Annotated in this window: 12 protein-coding genes; 2 read left to right on the top strand and 10 right to left on the bottom strand. The window is 71.2% G+C overall.

Annotated features, from left to right (window positions below; all coding sequences use genetic code 11):
- Positions 1-54 precede the first annotated feature (54 nt).
- A complete protein-coding gene (locus tag ACFWEP_RS17735; protein WP_387371225.1) occupies positions 55-1,152 on the bottom strand; it encodes an LCP family protein in 1,098 nt (365 codons plus the stop codon).
- A gap of 361 nt (positions 1,153-1,513) precedes the next feature.
- On the opposite strand from ACFWEP_RS17735, the gene ACFWEP_RS17740 reads away from it, so the two are divergent.
- Complete coding sequence (locus tag ACFWEP_RS17740) at positions 1,514-2,665, top strand: hypothetical protein (RefSeq protein WP_387371226.1); 1,152 nt, start codon at positions 1,514-1,516, stop codon at positions 2,663-2,665.
- A 127-nt stretch (positions 2,666-2,792) separates the two neighbouring features.
- Here ACFWEP_RS17740 and ACFWEP_RS17745 read toward each other — a convergent pair whose 3' ends face one another.
- The 9 genes from ACFWEP_RS17745 to ACFWEP_RS17785 all read right to left on the bottom strand — a co-directional run bounded on the left by ACFWEP_RS17745 (position 2,793) and on the right by ACFWEP_RS17785 (position 16,785).
- Positions 2,793-4,796, bottom strand: coding sequence for a glycosyltransferase (locus tag ACFWEP_RS17745; protein WP_387371227.1), 2,004 nt, complete (start codon positions 4,794-4,796; stop codon positions 2,793-2,795).
- 100 nt (positions 4,797-4,896) lie between these two features.
- Positions 4,897-6,372: an SDR family oxidoreductase gene (locus tag ACFWEP_RS17750; RefSeq protein WP_387371228.1), complete on the bottom strand. Its 1,476-nt coding sequence runs from the start codon at positions 6,370-6,372 to the stop codon at positions 4,897-4,899.
- 70 nt (positions 6,373-6,442) lie between these two features.
- Complete coding sequence (locus tag ACFWEP_RS17755) at positions 6,443-8,482, bottom strand: hypothetical protein (RefSeq protein ID WP_387371229.1); 2,040 nt, start codon at positions 8,480-8,482, stop codon at positions 6,443-6,445.
- Between the two features lie 283 nt (positions 8,483-8,765).
- Positions 8,766-9,848: a signaling protein gene (locus ACFWEP_RS17760; RefSeq protein ID WP_387371230.1), complete on the bottom strand. Its 1,083-nt coding sequence runs from the start codon at positions 9,846-9,848 to the stop codon at positions 8,766-8,768.
- Positions 9,849-9,982: 134 nt separating this feature from the next.
- Positions 9,983-12,112 (bottom strand): 3-hydroxyacyl-CoA dehydrogenase NAD-binding domain-containing protein, encoded by a 2,130-nt coding sequence (locus ACFWEP_RS17765; protein WP_387371231.1) that lies wholly within the window; start codon positions 12,110-12,112, stop codon positions 9,983-9,985.
- Positions 12,109-13,335 (bottom strand): thiolase family protein, encoded by a 1,227-nt coding sequence (locus ACFWEP_RS17770; RefSeq protein ID WP_387371232.1) that lies wholly within the window; start codon positions 13,333-13,335, stop codon positions 12,109-12,111. Before ACFWEP_RS17770 ends, ACFWEP_RS17765 begins: the two co-directional genes overlap by 4 nt.
- 365 nt (positions 13,336-13,700) lie before the next feature.
- Complete coding sequence (locus ACFWEP_RS17775) at positions 13,701-14,981, bottom strand: ribonuclease D (protein WP_387371233.1); 1,281 nt, start codon at positions 14,979-14,981, stop codon at positions 13,701-13,703.
- A 115-nt stretch (positions 14,982-15,096) separates the two neighbouring features.
- Entirely contained in the window at positions 15,097-15,759 is a 663-nt protein-coding gene (locus ACFWEP_RS17780; RefSeq protein ID WP_266710186.1) for a response regulator transcription factor, read from the bottom strand.
- A gap of 366 nt (positions 15,760-16,125) precedes the next feature.
- Positions 16,126-16,785 carry a DUF3000 domain-containing protein gene (locus ACFWEP_RS17785; RefSeq protein WP_387371234.1) on the bottom strand — a complete coding sequence of 220 codons (660 nt, stop codon included), beginning with the start codon at positions 16,783-16,785 and terminating at the stop codon, positions 16,126-16,128.
- A 92-nt stretch (positions 16,786-16,877) separates the two neighbouring features.
- Between ACFWEP_RS17785 and hemE the strand changes: the two genes are divergently transcribed.
- A complete protein-coding gene (gene hemE / locus ACFWEP_RS17790; protein ID WP_387371235.1) occupies positions 16,878-17,951 on the top strand; it encodes a uroporphyrinogen decarboxylase in 1,074 nt (357 codons plus the stop codon).
- The last annotated feature ends 131 nt before the right edge of the window (positions 17,952-18,082 follow it).

The following is an 18,082-nucleotide window of genomic DNA, read 5'->3' on the forward strand; positions in this document are numbered from 1 at the left end:
GAACATCGGTACCCTCTTCGCCTTCGTGGTGGTCGACGTGGTGACGACGACCCGTCAGCCTCCGGTAGCCGGGGACTTCTTGGCCGACTCCGGGATGGTGGCGTCCGTGCGGATCGCCTTCCACAGGTCGTCGGACTGCGGGTGCGCGGCCACCACCCGGTTCGGGTCCGCCTTGTCGTACGCGACCGGCAGCATGATCGTCTCCATGGTCGACGGGTCGACGCCGTTCATCGAACGGGCGAACTTCGCGAGGGAGGTCAGCGAGGCGAGGCTGGAGTCGGTGGTGAGCGACTCGGTGGCGGCGCTGGCGATCTTGTACGACTTGGTGGGGCTGCCCAGCAGGTCCTGCTTCTTGACCTCCTTCAGCAGCGCGAACATGAACTGCTGCTGGAGGCCGATCCGTCCGAGGTCGCTGCCGTCCCCGATGCCGTGGCGGGTCCGGACGAAGGCGAGGGACTCGGTGCCGTCGAGCTTGTGGGTACCGGCGGAGAGGTCCAGGCCGGACGAACTGTCCTTGATGGGCTCGTCGACCTCGACGGTGACGCCGCCTATGGCGTCGACGAGGCCCTTGAAGCCGGCGAAGTTGATCTCCAGGTAGTGGTCGATCCGCACACCGGACATCTTCTCGACGGTCTTCACGACGCAGGCCGGACCCACCTGCGAGTAGACCGAGTTGAACATGACGCGATCGGCGGAGGCCATCGTGGAGCCGTCGCCCTTGACGCACTCGGGCCTGGTCACCAGGGTGTCGCGGGGTATGGAGACCGCGACGGCCTCGGTGCGGCCCTCGGGTATGTGCACCACCATCGCCGTGTCGGACCGCGCGCCGCTCACGCTGCCGCCGCCACCGAGCTCCTTGTTCTCCGCCCCGGCCCGCGAGTCCGAGCCGAGGACGAGGATGTTCTGCCCGGACGTCGGCAGCTTCTCCGGCCGCTCCTTCTCGTCCAGCTTGGAGCCGATGTCGACGGACGTGATGTTGTTGTCGAGGTCCCGGTACATCCAGTAGGCCGTGCCGCCCGCCGCGATCAGCAGGACGAGGACGATGCCGAGCGTGATCTTGAGGCCCCTGCGGCGCTTGCGCGGGGCCTTCTTCTTGCGGGACCCGGCCCGCGGGGCGGGTCCCTGGTCCTGGGGAACGGAGTCGTGGCTCATCCTGCTCGAGTTCCTTGATCTCGTGGCCGCCGAGGACCGGGGTGGGAGCGAGGACTCGGGTGGGGCCGGTCCGCGTAGGTGCACCGTGAGGAGGGGGCGTGCACCGGACAGAGAGCGTGCACTATAGACATATTTTCGAATGTGGGGAAAGTCTTCGCATGATCTTCGAATCTGGTTGCGGATCGTTACGCGACCCTCCCCGGAGGTCGTCCCGCAAGAGGGACGTACCTGGCCGGAGGGTGCCTTTCGGCCAAACGGCCGGGAAACTATGATGATCGGGTTCGGTCCTCTCCTCGACGGAGAGCCGCGAGAGCCCCTGCGGACGCGGCCGGGGAAGCACGGGGAAGGACGACTCCACGCCATGCCGGTCAGATCCGGGCGCGACGCCCAGCGAAAGGCCTCCGCCCGCCAAGTCCGTTCCGAGCCTGCGGAACGTACCCGCACCGCACGCGACACGGCTGACGGCCAGTGGCTCGTACGGGGCGAGGACGGCAGGCTCTCCGCCTACGCCCTCGGGGACGGAGAATTGCTCCGCTGGACCGAGGTCCGCCCGGGCGGACCGGACTGGACAGGGCCGGAGGCATTCCCCGCCCCGGGCGTCGCCCGACTGGCGGTGCATCAGGGACCCACCGGATTCGTGCACTTCGTCGCCCGCCGCTCGACCCGCCGCGCGGAGGGCGAAACCGTCGACCTGGTCCACGCCACACAGTTCCAGTCCGGTCGGCCGGTCACGGCGTGGCACTCCCTGGGCAACCCGCACCGCGACCGGGAGCAGGGCGTCCGCGTCGGCGTGCCCGCCGTGGTCACCGGCGCGGACGGACTGCTCCACGTCCTCGTCCGCGACGCCGACGGAGGACTCCTGCTGCGCCGGGAACAGAACGGCGGCAAGTGGACCGGGTGGACGGCGCTGGGCAAGGGGCTCGGTGACGGCGCCGTACTCGCGGCGACCGCGGCCGGCCGGATCGAGGCCCTGGCCCCCGTGGCGCCCGGAAGCCCGGGAACCTCCGGATCGGTCAGACGCTGGACTCAGAAGCAGCCGGGCGGAGACTTCACCGAGGACCACGACATCCCGTTCGGCCATGTGCCCGGCACCGTCGTCGCCCTGGAGACCTCGCCCGACGTCCTCACCTACTACTGGGACGACGCGGGCGCCCAAGGCCTCTTCGCCCACCGCCCCGGCGCCTGGGCCATTCCCCTCGGCAGCTCGCCCGTCACCGGTCGGCCCGCTGTTCTGCGGGCCCTCCTCGACGGTTACGACTGCACGGTGCTCGCCCACCGGGACGACGAAGGCGGGATCATGCTCACCGCGTGCGGGACGGAGAACGAGGGAGCCGGCGTGTGGTGGTCGCCGACGGGCGAGCGCTCCGCCGGAGCACCCGCCCTCGCCCACGACGCGGACGGGCGCGTGGTGCTCGCCCTGATCGACCGAGACGGCGCCCTCCGCGTCGCGAGGCAACGCCCCGAACCGGGCCTGGCGATGGAGCCGGCCACCCTCGTGCGGCCCACCGGCTGAGACCGGTTCGCCCGCGACCGGCACGGCCGGGACCGGCGGTGTGCCCGGGACCGGCGCGGGGGCGAGGCCGCGCCGGGAGACCGGGCCGCCCCGCCCCGGAGCCGTGGAACACAGGGAGAACACCACGTCAGGACGCGAGCTTCAGGCCGATCGACAGGTAATTGCTGTCGGTGTAGTACGGATGGAAGGCGACCGCGCGACCCCCGGACGTGGTGACGGTCCGCTTCGGGTAGACGTTGACGGGCTTGCGCTTGATGATCTCGTCACCGAACCGTCCCAGTCGCAGCCGGTGGGACTCGCCCGAGACCGTCAGGTTCCCCGGAATGCTCAGCGACAGGTCCCAGATGGAGTCGTGGTCGATCATCCGGTCGCCGTACTGCTGGAGATCGACGGTGAAGCTCGCCGACCCCTCCGAGAACGCGCAGGGGATCAGCACCTGCGCGTCCGCGTTCTTGCGGCTCTGCGCGATCACCTGCGCTCCCTGGCCCGCCAGGTCCACCTGCGGTCCGCCCGGCAGCGCGGCGACCCCCAGCGCGAAGACCCGCACCGTGAGGTGGGGACCCGCCGTCTCGACGGACAGCACCTCCGCGTGGGCGGCGAACTCGCGCGAGACGATCTGGAGGCACTCGTCCTCGGAGCGCGTCACCGTACGGAACCGCACCGGGCCGGTGTGGGACCCAGACGAGATCAGCGAGTTCGTGGACTGCTGGAGCTCACGGACCTTCACCCGGCGCATCACACCGTCGTCCTCGCGGCGCAGCAGCACGTTCCAGGTGCCGGGGGCCAGCCGGAGCCGGGCCGGGACGACGGCGTAGAGACGCCCGTCCACCGCGCGTTCCGCCTGCGCTGCCAGCAGCGCCTGGCGGCCGTCCGCCGCGTTGACGCAGAGCACCGTGAAGTGGCCCCCGGGGGCGGTCGCCGGATCGACGGCGAACTCCAGGTCGCCCGCCGCGGTGGACCGGCAGAGCGCCTCCGGACGGAAGTCCCGGGCCGTCAGCAGACCGGCCAGGAAGTTCTCGTACGTCTTCGCCTGCTCCTCGTTGCTGTAACGGGTGGACGCCTCCAGCGCGTTCGCGGAGAGCTGTGCGCGCAGCTCGGCGTCGCTCATCAGCAGGTCCAGGTTCTTGGCGAAGGCGTCCGCGTCGCCGACCGGGGACAGTCTCCCGTCCACCCCGTCGGTGATGATCTCGCAGGGGCCGTGCGGACCCGCCGTGCTGAGCACGGGCACTCCGCAGGTCATCGCCTCGACGATGGTGAGGCCGAACGTCTCGTCGGTGGAGGTCGAGGTGTGCAGCGCGGCTTTCGCCAGTTCCTCCCGCAGGTGCTTGGTGTGCCCCATGAGGAGGATGCGGTCGTTCGCGCCGAGGTCGTCGATCTGCTTGCGCAGCGCCGCCTTCTCCGCGCCGCTGCCGAAGATGCGCAGGGTCCAGTCGGGGTGCCTCCGGCCGAGCTGGGCGAACGCGGTGATCAGCAGGTCGAACCGCTTCCAGTCCACCATCCGGCCGGAGGAGGTCACGATGCGCGAACCGCGCACGTCCGACCGGAGGGTGGTGCCGGGGACGGCGTTGGGGATGGCGTGGAAGACGGTTCCCACCGCCCCGTACGCGTCCTGGTGCGTCCGGGCGTCCCGGGAGGTCACCGTGACGAACGCGTCCAGCTTCGGGATGGCGGCGTCCAGCGCCTTCCGCGAGCCGGGGGACTGGTGGTGGTAGTGCGTGTGCGCCTGTCCCAGCGTGATGTACGCCCCCGTCCCGAAGACCGCAAGCAGCGTGACGGTGTTCGGGGCGGTCGCGATGACCACGTCCGCGTCGCAGCCGGCGAGGTAGGCGGCGGCGCGCTCGTCCACCAGGCGGCTGTAACGGTTGCGGTCGTCCGGCTTGAACCCGGCGCAGTGGTCGGACGGGACCGAGTGCAGCGGTTCGTCGAGGTCGGCGGAGCCGTTGCGGGTGTCCATCAGGCTGCGCAGGGACACCCCCGGCGCGTAGCGCAGCGGAGGCGCGTCGTGGTACTGGAACAGGCTCACCAGCTCGACGTCGTGCTGCCGGGCGGCAAGGGAATTGGCCAGCGTCTGGGTGGCGACGGACGTGCCGGCCTGCCCGTACGCGCTGAACATCAGGAACGCGATCTTCATGAGGTCCTCCTGGGGGTGGCCGGTCCGGCCGGGCTCCCGATTGCGTCCCGATGACCCCACCGGGACTGCTGTGGGCTGGTTCTGGCTCAGTGCGTCGCGCTCAGAGCGCCGTACGGTCCTCGGACGCGTCGAGGATCTGCGAGAGCGCCGCGTCGAACGCCGAGCCCTGCGGGGCGGGGGAAGCGGTCCGTACGTCGATCACCCGGCCGGACATGCCCGAGAGCAGCACGTCCAGCGCGCTGCGCGCCGCCGCGCGCGGGGACGGCGACGCGTCCTCGTGCAGTCCCGCACCGCTGCGCAGGCCGCTTCCGCTCGAAACCCTTTCGGGATTCAGGCAGTTGACCCGGACGCCGTCCTCGGCCCACTCCTCGGACAGTGCCTGGGTGAGGTTGACCATGGCCGCATTTGCGGAGGAGTGCAGGCTGTAGCCGGCCCGGCCGCGCGTGTAGCTGGTTCCGGTGAGGAGGAGCAACTGCCCCTTCGTCCGGGCCAGGTGGGGGTGTGCGGCGCGGGCGGTGGCGACCGGCGTGAGGTAGTGGGTGCGCAGCGCCTCCTGGATCGCCGCGGTGCCGGTCTCCGCGAGCCGGCCGACCGGGAGGCGGCTCGCGGTGTTCACCACGAAGTCGATCCGGCCGGTGTCGGCGCGCGCGGCGGCGAGTTCCCTCGCCGCGTCCTCTCCGTCGGCGGGTCGGCCCACGGCGTGCACGTGTGCCCCGTAACCCCCGGCCAGCCGCGCCAGGTCGGCGCCGAGGCCCTCGGTACCGCCGAACACGACGAGGGTCCGTCCGGCCAGGGCGCCCCGGTAGAAGGAGTCCGAACCGCTCTCCGGGGCGGTGGTGGACGCCAGCTGGAAGAGTTTGTCGGCGATGAACACGTCGACGGGCTGGGTGATCTTCATGTTGTGCTCGTCGCCCATGACCACGTGCACGGGCACGTCGGGCAGATACCGGACGACGACCGAGCAGTCGTCCGTGGCACGGAAGAGCGGGTCGGCCGCGGCGAGCCGGTAGGCGGCGCGGATGGTGGACAGCCGGAAACCCTGCGGGGTCTGGCCGCGCCGCAGCCGGCCGCGTTCCGGCACCTCGGTGATGAACTCGCCGTCCCCGCCGTGCGTGCGCGTGACGATCACGGTGTCGGAAGACGGGATCGCCACGTCCACGGCGCTGTGGAGCTCCAGTGCGGCCACGCAGTCCCTCACCACGCGGGGCGAGAGCAGCGGACGCACGGCGTCGTGGATCAGCACGTCGCAGTCCTCGTCGCCGAGGCCGGCGGCGATCGCCTCGATCGCGAGGTCCGTCGTCCCGTTGCGGGTGCTGCCCCCGGCCAGCACCCGGGAGACCTTGGTCAGTCCCGCACCCTCGACGATCCTCTCGGCCTCCGCGCGATGGTCCGGGGGCATCAGCACGACGACCTCGTCGATCTCGTCGACGTTCTCGAACACGTGCAGGGTGTGTTCGAGTACCGATCTTCCCGCGATCTTGAGCAACTGCTTGGGAACGGTGAGACCGACGCGCTGTCCGGTGCCGCCGGCGAGGATGACGGCGACGGTACGACGACGGGTGGCGCTGGTGCTCAAGGTTCTGTGCTCCCTGTAGGAGATGGGTTGCCGCGTGCCGCCGCGGTCACGGCGGGCCGGGCCGTTCGCGTCAGGCGATCCGGTGCGGCTGCCGGTCGGGTTCGGGCGCGTCCGGAGGCGTGATCGCCTCCGGAGGTGGCGGGTACTCGATGGGGAAGTCGCGCAGACCCCGCAGATAGAGGTCGGTCGCCGCACGGGCGAACCGGTACGAGGACGGCGGGTTGTCCGGACCGAGCAGGTAGTCCTTGAGCTGCTCGCGGTAGGGCGCCATGACGTCCTGGTCCCGGGAGAACACGGCGGTGAGCGCGGTCTCCAGCCCGTTGCACTCCGCGTCGATCAGGTACGAGGCGTAGGCCGTGCGCTGTTCGTTGCGGAACTCGTCGTCCGGCAGGCCGTCCAGGTTGAAGATCGCGTACGGCTTGCGGGTGGCCACGAAGTCGGAGACCACGCTCGACATGTCGCCGATCAGCATGTCCGAGTGGTTGAAGCAGTCGTACAGCGTCGGCACCCGGCCGGTGACCACCTGGTGGGCGTCGACCGGCAGTGAGTCCCAGTGCAGTGCGCCGGCCTGGTCGCGGAGCTTGCGGATCCGGATGGTCCGGTCTTCCTCGGTGAGGTCCGGGTACCTCGAACGGACACCACGTTCCTGGAGGGCGGCGAGCTTCTTGTCGATCCGGGCCAGCTGCCGTGCGGCGGACTTCGAGTCGAGAACCTTGCGGCCGAAGCGGGCGGCGTTGTCCTCCTGCAGAAGCGAGATGATGCGCCGGTGGGCGGCCGCGGCGGCGGGGGAGCGGGTACCCGTCAACGGGTGGGGCTTGTAGATGATCCGCAGCTTGCGCTCGTCGGCGAGGAGCGTCCGGATGAGGCGCTCGCCCGACGGGATGACGGAGGTGTAGCAGGCGTCGTCGGTCCAGCCCTCCCACGTGGGGGCGTAGATCACGGTGGGCACGTCCTGGCTGACCGATCCGCTCCAGCGCTCCAGGGGCATCAGCTGGGGGCGGCCGACTTCGACGATCTGATGGGCCGTGACGGCGTGCTTGATGCGCTCGTAGCGGTCGCGCCCGGCTCGCCCGGCCACCCAGATCTCGTCGAAGACCTTGCTGACACGGTTGCTGCTGGCGAGCTTGTCGCTGTCGCCGTGGCCGATGAAGACGTGCTTCACCTCGTGGCGCTGGAGCATGTGGACGTTCTTGCCGGCGTTCCCGGGATAGAGCGTGACCCGGAGTTCGGGCATCTCCACCCGTGCCAGGTACTCGGCCTTGGGGACGCAGACGACGGGTACGGACGTGGCGTCGAGGAAACGCAGGGTGGCCCGTTCCCGGAGCACGATGATGGGCCGCAGCTCCAGTGACTCCAGCGCCTCCAGCCACATGTTCACCTGGTACATGAAGTCCCGGGAGACGGCGGCGAAGGTGAAGTACAGGGCGACCTGGGGCCGGTACTGCGCGAGCTGCCAGTTCAGTTCGCCGATGGCGTCGTCCGGGGTCGGCAGGACGAGCGCGTTGCGGGCGCCGGGCACCAGGATCAGGACGGCCACCGCCGCGAACCACACCGTGGCGATGGCTCCGAAGGTCACGAACTCCCAGCGGCCGGTGCCGACCGTGGCGAGAGCCCCGCCGACGAGCGGTATGTCCAGGTGCAGGGTTTTACGGACGTACTTGTCCATCAGGAACGGGTGCGGCAGCCGCCGGATCCCCAGCGCGTCCATGTCGAGTCCGCGGGTGGTGAAGGGGAGCGCGGCGCGTTCGGACTTCACCCGCTTGAGCAGAGCGCCGTAGACGAGCTGCAGGAAGAAGAGGAGAAGCAGCCCGACCGAGGTCATCTGGATGACGAACGAGTCGAGGTCGCCGATCGAACCGCACAGGGCCAGCAGCAGGAACTGCCGGATCAGGAAGCGGATGGTGAGACCGAAGCGGGAGTCCCGGAGGCGGTCGAGTGTCGACGAGTCGGAGGAGTGCAGTGCCAGGTCGGCCGCGTAACTGGCGGCCGCCGCACCGGCGAAGACCGGGAGCGAGGCCATGACGACCGCCACCAGCATGGCGAGGAAGCTGAGGACCAGGACCGCCGTGATGAGGAAGCCCAGTGCGGCCTGACGTTGTGCCTTGCCCATCTGTGGCAGGGCCCTCCTTCATGATCTGTGCGTGGCGCGGGGCGCGTGACGCGCGGCTACGTCGCCGATGCGGTCAGGAGGTCGCACGTGTCACCGCGATCGGGCCGTAATGAGAACGGCACGCGAACAACAAGTGAGGAGATTGCGAAGCATCCGATCGAACTTTAAACACTCATGAAGCTTTTAGTGAACGTTCAACAGCAAAAAAGGATCAGATGGTAGTAGTTAGATGCCGAACAGTTACCAACCGGCGTCCGGCCGGTGAGGGGTCGTGTGCGGTCCGTCACGAACGGGTCGTGCGGGCGGACGGCGCGGCGGGACGCGCCCCGGCCCACGCGGGACACGAGAAGACCGCGATGTCGCGGCGGCCCGGCGTCTTGACCGAGAAGGCGACGCAGAGCTCAGGACGGGCACCGGGACGCACGGCGATACCCTCCGGCTCGCGGAACTCCAGGTCCGGGGCCACCGTCACCTTCCGGCGCCCCACGGTCCGGCCCGTCCGCACGTCGAGCGCGGACACGTAGGTGTCACCGCCACCGGACGGCGGATTGGCGCCCCGCTCGTCGGTGTAGTGCTTTCCGGTCAGCTGGTAGACGAGCCGCCCCCGCAGCGCGCACCCCTGGAAGGTCTCTCCGCTCCGCAGGGCGGTGTCTTCCAGAGTCCACAGGGGCTCGTGGCGCCCGGCGGCGAAGTCGTCCATGGCATGGACCGAGTACCGGTGCGTCCGTCCCGTCCAGTGACTCACCAGGACGCGACGGTGCGCGAGGTCGAGGGTGGGATGCACTTTGCGGGCGCCGGGGTACGGGCGGTGGTGGCGTACCTCGTCCGAGGAACTGTCCACCACGGCGCCGTCCCGGAAGCGGACGCGGGCCACGGCCCGGCCGTATCCCGTTTCCGGATCGGCGTCCGACTCCACCCAGAGGAAGACGTCCCCGCCCACGGGCTCGACGCCGAACGACATCCCGTGCCCGAACCCCCGCAGATGCATGCTCGCCGTCAGCTCGCCGGAGGCGGAGAGCCGGGAGACGCACAGGTCCCCGGCCAGTCGCCGTTCCCGGCCGCCGGGAGCGCGGTCCTCGTCCCCGAGCCGTACCGAGGCGGGTACGACCTGGAGGACGTACAGAGCCCCGCCGCCGTCCGGATAGGAGAGGGACTGCGGGCCCGACACGTGTCGCAGCGGGCTGAGCGGCAGGTCCTCGGCCGCCCCCGACACGTCGAACTCGCCGACCGCCCCGGCAGGAGGAGGTCCGGCGGTGCCCGCACCTGAGGAGCGGCCGAGCAGCGCGCCGCCGGCTGCGGCCAGCAAGGTCCCGCCGCCCGCCACCAGCAGGGCCCGGCGCCCGGGACGAGGCAGTGGGTCCGTCATGTTCGTGCGGCCGCCGTCCGATCCGAGGGGAAAGGAACATCCTGCCACCTCGCCCCGGCACCCGGCCCACCCGCACGCGGACGGGCCGTACGGAAGACTTCCCCGTACGGCCCGTCCACGACGGAAACCGGGTGTTACGCCGGCACGCTCGCCACGCCCGGTGCCAGGAACGGCTTGCCGTTCACCCGCTCGGAGACGCCCGCCCGGTCCAGGTACGGCGTGATGCCGCCCAGGTGGAACGGCCAGCCCGCGCCGGTGATCAGACAGAGGTCGATGTCCTGCGCCTCGGCGACGACGCCCTCGTCGACCATCAGGCCGATCTCCTCGGCCACCGCGTCCAGGACACGGTCACGGGTCTGCTCCTCCGTCAGGACGGTGTCGCCCTGCTCCAGGAGAGCGGCGACCTCGGGGTCCAGCTCCGGCTTGCCGGAGTCGTAGACGTAGAAGCCGCGCTTTCCGGCCTTCACGACCGCCGCGAGGTTCGCGGAGACGGTGAAGCGCTCCGGGAACGCGCGGTGCAGGGTCTCGGAGACGTGCAGACCGATCGCCGGGCCCACCAGCTCCAGGAGGACCAGGGGCGACATCGGCAGGCCGAGCGGCTCGACGGCGCGCTCGGCGACGGCCACCGGGGTGCCCTCGTCGATGACGTTCTGGATCTCGCCCATGAAGCGGGTGAGGATGCGGTTGACGACGAACGCCGGGGCGTCCTTCACCAGCACCGCGGTCTTCTTCAGCTTCCGGGCCACGCCGAACGCCGTCGCCAGCGCCGCGTCGTCGGTCCGCTCGCCGCGCACGATCTCCAGCAGCGGGAGGATCGCGACCGGGTTGAAGAAGTGGAAGCCGACGACCCGCTCCGGGTTCTTCAGCTTCGACGCCATCTCGGTGACCGAGAGCGAGGAGGTGTTGGTGGCGAGGATCGCGTGCGCCGGGGCGACCGCCTCGACCTCCGCGAACACCTGCTGCTTGACGCCGATCTCCTCGAAGACGGCCTCGATGATGAAGTCGGCGTCGGAGAAGCCCTCCGCCTTGTCCAGCACGCCGGTCACCAGGGCCTTGAGGCGGTTGGCCTTGTCCTGGTTGATGCGGCCCTTGCCGAGCAGCTTGTCGATCTCGGCGTGGACGTAGCCCACACCCTTGTCGACGCGCGCCTGGTCGATGTCCGTGAGGACGACCGGTACCTCCAGGCGGCGCAGGAAGAGCAGCGCGAGCTGGCTGGCCATCAGACCGGCGCCGACGACACCGACCTTGGTGACCGGACGGGCCAGGCTCTTGTCCGGAGCGCCGGCCGGGCGCTTGGCACGCTTCTGCACCAGGTTGAAGGCGTACAGGCCGGAGCGCAGCTCACCGCTCATGATCAGGTCGGCGAGCGCCTGGTCCTCGGCGTCGAAGCCGGCACCCAGATCGCCGTCCTTGGCGGCGGCGATGATCTCCAGCGCGCGGTAGGCGGCCGGGGCCGCGCCGTGCACCTTGGAGTCCGCGATGGCCCGGCCGCGCGCGACGGCCTGGTCCCAGGCGTCGCCGCGGTCGATCTCGGCGCGCTCGACCACCGTCCCGCCGGTCAGGACGCCGGCGGTCCAGACGAGTGAACGCTCCAGGAAGTCCGCGCCGTCGAAGAGCGCGTCGGCGATGCCGAGCTCGAAGACCTGCGCGCCCTTGAGCTGGCGGTTCTGGTTCAGCGAGTTCTCGACGATGACCGAGACCGCGCGGTCGGCGCCGATCAGGTTCGGCAGCAGCGCGCAGCCGCCCCACCCGGGCACCAGGCCGAGGAAGACCTCGGGCAGCGAGAAGGCGGGGACCGCCTTGGAGACGGTGCGGTACGAGCAGTGCAGGCCGACCTCGACCCCGCCGCCCATCGCCGCGCCGTTGTAGTACGCGAACGTCGGGACCGCGAGGGAGGAGAGGCGGCGGAAGACGTCGTGGCCGCCCTTGCCGATCCGCACCGCGTCCTCGTGGTTCTTGAGGATTTCGAGGCCCTTGAGGTCCGCGCCCACGGCGAAGATGAACGGCTTGCCGGTGATGCCGACGCCGACGATCGAGCCCTCGGACGCCTCCTTCTCGACCTGGTCGATCGCAGCGTCCAGGTTGGCCAGCGACTGCGGGCCGAAGGTGGTCGGCTTGGTGTGGTCCAGGCCGTTGTCCAGCGTGATGAGGGCGAACCTGCCCGCGCCCGCCGGGAGGTCGAGGTGGCGTACGTGCGCCTGGGTGACGACCTCGCCCGGGAAGAGCTCGGCCGCCCCCTTCAGAAGCTCGGTGGTGGAGCTCACTTGGTGCCTCCGTCGGCGTCGAAGTGCGGGTTCTCCCAGATGACCGTGGCGCCCATGCCGAAGCCCACGCACATCGTGGTGATGCCGTAACGGACCTCCGGCTGCTCCTCGAACTGGCGGGCCAGCTGCGTCATCAGACGGACGCCGGAGGAGGCGAGCGGGTGGCCGTACGCGATGGCGCCGCCGTACTGGTTGACGCGCGGGTCGTCGTCGGCGATGCCGTAGTGGTCGAGCAGGGCGAGCACCTGGACGGCGAACGCCTCGTTGACCTCGAAGAGACCGATGTCGTCGATGGTCAGACCGGCCTTGGCCAGCGCCTTCTCGGTCGCCGGGATGGGGCCGTAGCCCATGACCTCCGGCTCTACGCCCACGTAGGCGTACGACACCAGGCGCATCCGGACCGGCAGGCCGAGCTCGCGGGCGACGTCCTCGGCGGCGAGCAGCGAGGCGGTGGCGCCGTCGTTCAGCCCCGCCGCGTTGCCGGCCGTCACACGGCCGTGCGGGCGGAACGGGGTCTTGAGGCCCGCGAGGGACTCCATCGAGGTGCCCGGGCGCATCGGCTCGTCCGCGGTGACCAGACCCCAGCCGGTCTCACCGGCCTCGGCGTTGGTGCGGCGCACCGAGATCGGCACCAGGTCCTGCTGGATCTTGCCGTCGGCGTACGCCTTGGCGGCCTTCTCCTGCGAGCGCACGGCGTAGGCGTCGGCGCGCTCCTTGGTGATCTGCGGGTAGCGGTCGTGCAGGTTCTCGGCGGTCATGCCCATGAAGAGGGCGGACTCGTCGACCATCTTCTCCGACACGAAGCGCGGGTTCGGGTCCACGCCCTCGCCCATCGGGTGCCGGCCCATGTGCTCGACACCGCCGGCCACGACGACGTCGTAGGCGCCGAAGGCGATGGAGCCGGCCGTCGTGGTGACGGCGGTCAGCGCGCCCGCGCACATGCGGTCGATCGAGTAGCCGGGGACGGACTGCGGCAGACCGGCCAGGATTCCGGCGGTCCGGCCGAGGGTGAGGCCTTGGTCGCCGATCTGGGTGGTCGCGGCGATGGCGACCTCGTCGATCGATGCGGGGTCCAGGTCCGGGTTGCGGCGCAGCAGCTCCCGGATGGCCTTCACGACGAGATCGTCGGCGCGGGTCTCGTGGTAGATGCCCTTCGGGCCCGCTTTGCCGAACGGGGTGCGGACGCCGTCGACGAAGACGACGTCCCGGATGGTACGAGGCACGATGGCTCTCCTCCAGGGTGCGGGATGGCACTGCTGCGGGGCACGCCCGGAAGCGTGCCGCCCGCCCTCATGCTACTCGCGGGTAACCAGACTGCCCACCCCCTGTGGCCGGAGCGTCGAAGGTCACACAGGTGGTCACGGCCGCGGGGCGGCCCGGGACGCGTGTCCGGTGGCCGCCGAACCGCCGGCGCGCTCCTCCAACCTGGCGTGATTTCGATCCTCGCGGCACCCGAAGTGGCGGTGCGGGGGCGGCCCCGGGTACGACGACACCCCCGGGCGCCCGTGAATCCGGTGACCGGGGGTGTCGTTGCGCTCTGTCGCTGTGCGGCCGTGACCGGGCTGCGGTGGTGCGATGCCGTGCGGCGTCAGGAAGCCGCGCCCGCCTTCAGCGCGTCCAGCAGCAGCGGGGCCACCAGCCCGATCTGCCAGCGCCGTGCGCCGTACCCCGCGAGCAGGTCCTCGACCGCGCCCGGGGTGGCGCTCTTCGGCGGCTCCCAGCAGACCCGGCGCACGGTGTCCGGGGTGATGAGGTTCTCCGGAGGCAGGTGCAGCCGCTCGGCGAGGTCGGAGACGGCCCCGCGGGCGGCCGTCAGCCGGTCCGCGGCGGCGGGGTCCTTGTCCGCCCAGGCGCGCGGCGGCGGCGGGCCCGTGAGCTGCTGGCCCGGCTGTGGCAGCTCGGACTCCGGCAGCGCCTTGGCGCGGTCCACGGCGGCCTGCCACTGCTCCAGCTGGCGCCGGTTCACCCGGTGTCCGAATCCGGGGAGGGCCGACAGGGCCTGGACGTTGGCGGGCACCGCGAGCGCGGCCTCCACGATCGCCCCGTCGCCGAGCACCTTGCCGGGTGAGACGTCGCGCCGCTGGGCGATCCGGTCGCGGGTCTCCCACAGTTCGCGTACGACGGCCAGCTGGCGACGCCTGCGCACCTTGTGCATGCCGGAGGTGCGGCGCCACGGGTCCTTGCGCGGCGGAGCGGGCGGGGCCGACGCGATGGCGTCGAACTCCTGATGGGCCCACTCCAGCTTCCCCTGGCGGTCCAGCTCCTTCTCCAGCGAGTCCCGCAGGTCGATCAGGAGCTCGACGTCGAGCGCGGCGTAGCGCAGCCACGGGTCGGGGAGCGGCCGGGTGGACCAGTCGACGGCCGAGTGGCCCTTCTCCAGCGCGAACCCGAGCACGTTCTCGACCATCGCGCCGAGGCCGACCCGGGGGAACCCGGCCAGCCGTCCGGCGAGCTCGGTGTCGAAGAGGGAGGTGGGGAGCATGCCTATTTCGCGCAGGCAGGGGAGATCCTGCGTGGCGGCGTGCAGGATCCACTCGGTGCCGGTGAGTGCTTCGCCGAGACCGGACAGGTCGGGGCAGCCGACGGGGTCGACCAACGCGCTGCCCGCGCCTTCGCGGCGCAGCTGCACGAGGTAGGCCCGCTGGCCGTACCGGTAGCCGGAGGCACGTTCGGCGTCGACGGCCACCGGGCCGCTGCCCGCGGCGAAGGCGGCGATCACCCGGGCGAGGGCGTCGTCGTCCGCCACCACCGGCGGAATGCCCTCGCGCGGTTCCAGCAAGGGGATCGGCGCCGGGGCGACGTCGTCCGGGGGAGCGCCCCCGGTGGTTCGCAGTGTCGTGTCTGCTGCGGTCTCTTGGGCGTCGGTCACCCGTCAAGGGTATCCGTGTATGCGCGACACCCGACGACGGAACGTTCCGTCGTCGGGTGTCGGGCGCGTAAAACCGGCCGGATCCCGCAATTCCCGCAGGTGCCGGAGGGGGTGGTCAGTGGATGATGCCGGTCCGCAGGGCGACGGCGACCATTCCGGCGCGGTCTCCGGTGCCGAGCTTGCGGGCGATGCGGGCGAGGTGGGACTTGACCGTGAGGGCGGAGAGACCCATCGAGACGCCGATGGCCTTGTTGGACTGGCCTTCGGCGACCAGGCGGAGCACCTCCACCTCGCGGCCGGACAGTTCGCGGTAGCCGCCCGGGTGGCTCGGGGAGCCGGGGGGCCGGCGGTGCATACGGGCGGCGTTGGCGCCGATGGGGGCGACGCCGGGTCGGTTGGGGTGGCCGATGTTGGTACGGGTGCCGGTGACGACGTAGCCCTTGACGCCGCCCGCGAGGGCGTTGCGCACGGCACCGATGTCGTCGGCGGCGGAGAGGGCGAGACCGTTCGGCCAGCCTGCGGCTCGGGTCTCGGACAGCAGGGTCAGCCCGGAACCGTCGGGCAGGTGGACGTCGGCAACGCAGATGTCGCGCGGGTTGCCGACGCGGGGGCGGGCCTCCGCGATGGACGACGCCTCGATGACGTCACGAACTCCGAGGGCCCACAGATGGCGGGTCACGGTGGAACGGACGCGCGGGTCGGCCACGACGACCATGGCCGTCGGCTTGTTCGGGCGGTAGGCGACCAGGCTTGCGGGCTGCTCTAGGAGAACGGACACCAGGCCTCCTGGGGGAGTGGCGGGACGGGCCGGCTCGGGGATGAAGCCGGGGCGAACCATGCTTGAAGGGTCATTGACCTCTTCGGCAGCAGACCCGTCCTCCTTTAGAGGAAGATCACGATTTGGTGAGTAACAATTCGGGCAAATCGGACGCACGATCGATTGTATGACAGTGGGACCGGCGATCGGCCGGGCCTGTTCGTGAAAGCGTCGGGGCGGTGGGATTCCGGGCTCCCGGGGCCGCAGGGACCCCGGTTCGCGGCGCGGAGGTGCGGTGCGCCGGAGGCCCGAAGGCCCGGAAGTTCGGGGCGTCGGGGCGTCGGAGGTTCGGGGCTCCGGGCGCGGTCTGCCGGACCGCCGCGCCGCCTACGAGGCCTGAGGCCCCCGCCGCTGCGGCAGGGTGACCACCGTCGCGTCGGTCGGACCGGACGGCGGCAGACCGGCGATCTGGCAGAGCAGGTCGCCCCAGGCCGTCAGGTGACCGGCCGTGTCGGGGACACCGCCGGGGCCCTCGCCGGGCGTCCAGGACGCGCGGATCTCGATCTGGGTCGCGGGCCGGCGGCTGCCGAGCTCGCCGAAGTAGTGCGACCCCGCCCGGGTGACCGTGCCGCCCGCCGACCCGTAGGAGAGGCCGCGCGCCTCCAGGGCGCCCGTCAGCCAGGACCAGCACACTTCGGGCAGCAGCGGGTCGGCGGCCATCTCCGGCTCCAGTTCCGCCCGTACGAGCGTCACCAGGCGAAACGTTCCCTGCCAGGCCTCATGACCGGCCGGGTCGTGCAGCAGGACCAGGCGGCCGTCCGCGAGATCCTCGTCGCCGTCCACCACCGCCGCCTCCAGGGCATAGGCGTGCGGGGCCAGTCGCTGCGGTGGCTTGGTCACCTCGATCTCCAGCTCGGGCCGGAGCCGCACCGAGCGCAGCGCCTCGACCGCCGACCGGAACCCGGGCGGAGTGGGTTTGCTCTCCGCACCGTCCTTCTGGGAGGTCGGGTCGGAATGATCGGAGAACTGTTCCTGCGCCGGAGCCATGCCGGGAAGAGTAGGCGGAACGCGGGCCGCGCGCAGGGAGAGACACCCTGGTGGGACCGTGCTCCTTGGGGCTTCGTGCGAAGATTCTGTGCGTGAGTGCCAACGAACGCCCCTCGGGCCAGCTGACGACGACCTCCGCCACCCACGACTCGGTGTTCCTGAAGGCGTGCCGGCGCGAACCGGTGCCGCACACCCCGGTCTGGTTCATGCGGCAGGCCGGGCGGTCCCTGCCGGAGTACCTGAAGGTCCGTGAGGGCATCGCGATGCTCGACTCCTGCGCGATGCCGGAGCTGGTCACCGAGATCACGCTGCAGCCGGTGCGCCGCCACAAGGTCGACGCCGCCGTCTACTACAGCGACATCGTCGTACCGCTCAAGGCCATCGGCATCGACCTGGACATCAAGCCCGGCGTCGGCCCCGTGATCGCCGACCCGATCCGCACCCGCGCCGACCTGGCCCGGCTGCGCGATCTCACGCCCGAGGACGTCCCGTACGTCACCGAGGCCGTCCGGATGCTCGTCGCCGAACTCGGCGAGACCCCGCTCATCGGCTTCGCGGGTGCCCCGTTCACGCTCGCCAGCTACCTCGTGGAGGGCGGTCCGTCCCGCAACCACGAGCACACCAAGGCCATGATGTACGGCGACCCGGAGCTCTGGGCCGACCTCGTGGACCGGCTCGCGGAGATCACCGGCGCCTTCCTCAAGGTCCAGATCGAGGCGGGCGCCTCGGCCGTCCAGCTCTTCGACTCCTGGGTCGGCGCGCTGTCCCCCGCCGACTACCGCCGCTCGGTGATGCCCGCCTCCGCCAAGGTCTTCGACGCGGTCGCCTCCTACGGTGTCCCGCGCATCCACTTCGGCGTGGGCACCGGCGAGCTGCTCGGCCTCATGGGCGAGGCCGGAGCGGACGTCGTGGGCGTCGACTGGCGCGTCTCCCTGGACGAGGCCGCCCGCCGCGTCGGCCCCGGCAAGGCGCTCCAGGGCAACCTCGACCCGGCCGTCCTCTTCGCCCCGACCGCCACGGTCGAGGAGAAGACCCGCGAGGTGCTCGACGCCGCCGCCGGCCTGGAGGGACACATCTTCAACCTCGGGCACGGCGTCATGCCGTCGATGACCCCGGACTCCCTCACCCGGCTCGTGGAGTACGTCCACACACAGACCGCGCGCTGAACGGGGGCGGGCCGCCGGAAACCCCTCGGGTGCCCCGCGGCCCCCCGCCGCCGCGCAGGCCGGGCCCCCCGCCCCTAACCCCCTGCGCGCCTTGCGGGCGGCCCCCAGGACCCGGTCCCCGACGGGCGGGA

The sequence above is a fragment of the Streptomyces sp. NPDC060198 genome, assembly GCF_042728415.1.
Taxonomy (GTDB): Bacteria; Actinomycetota; Actinomycetes; order Streptomycetales; family Streptomycetaceae; genus Streptomyces.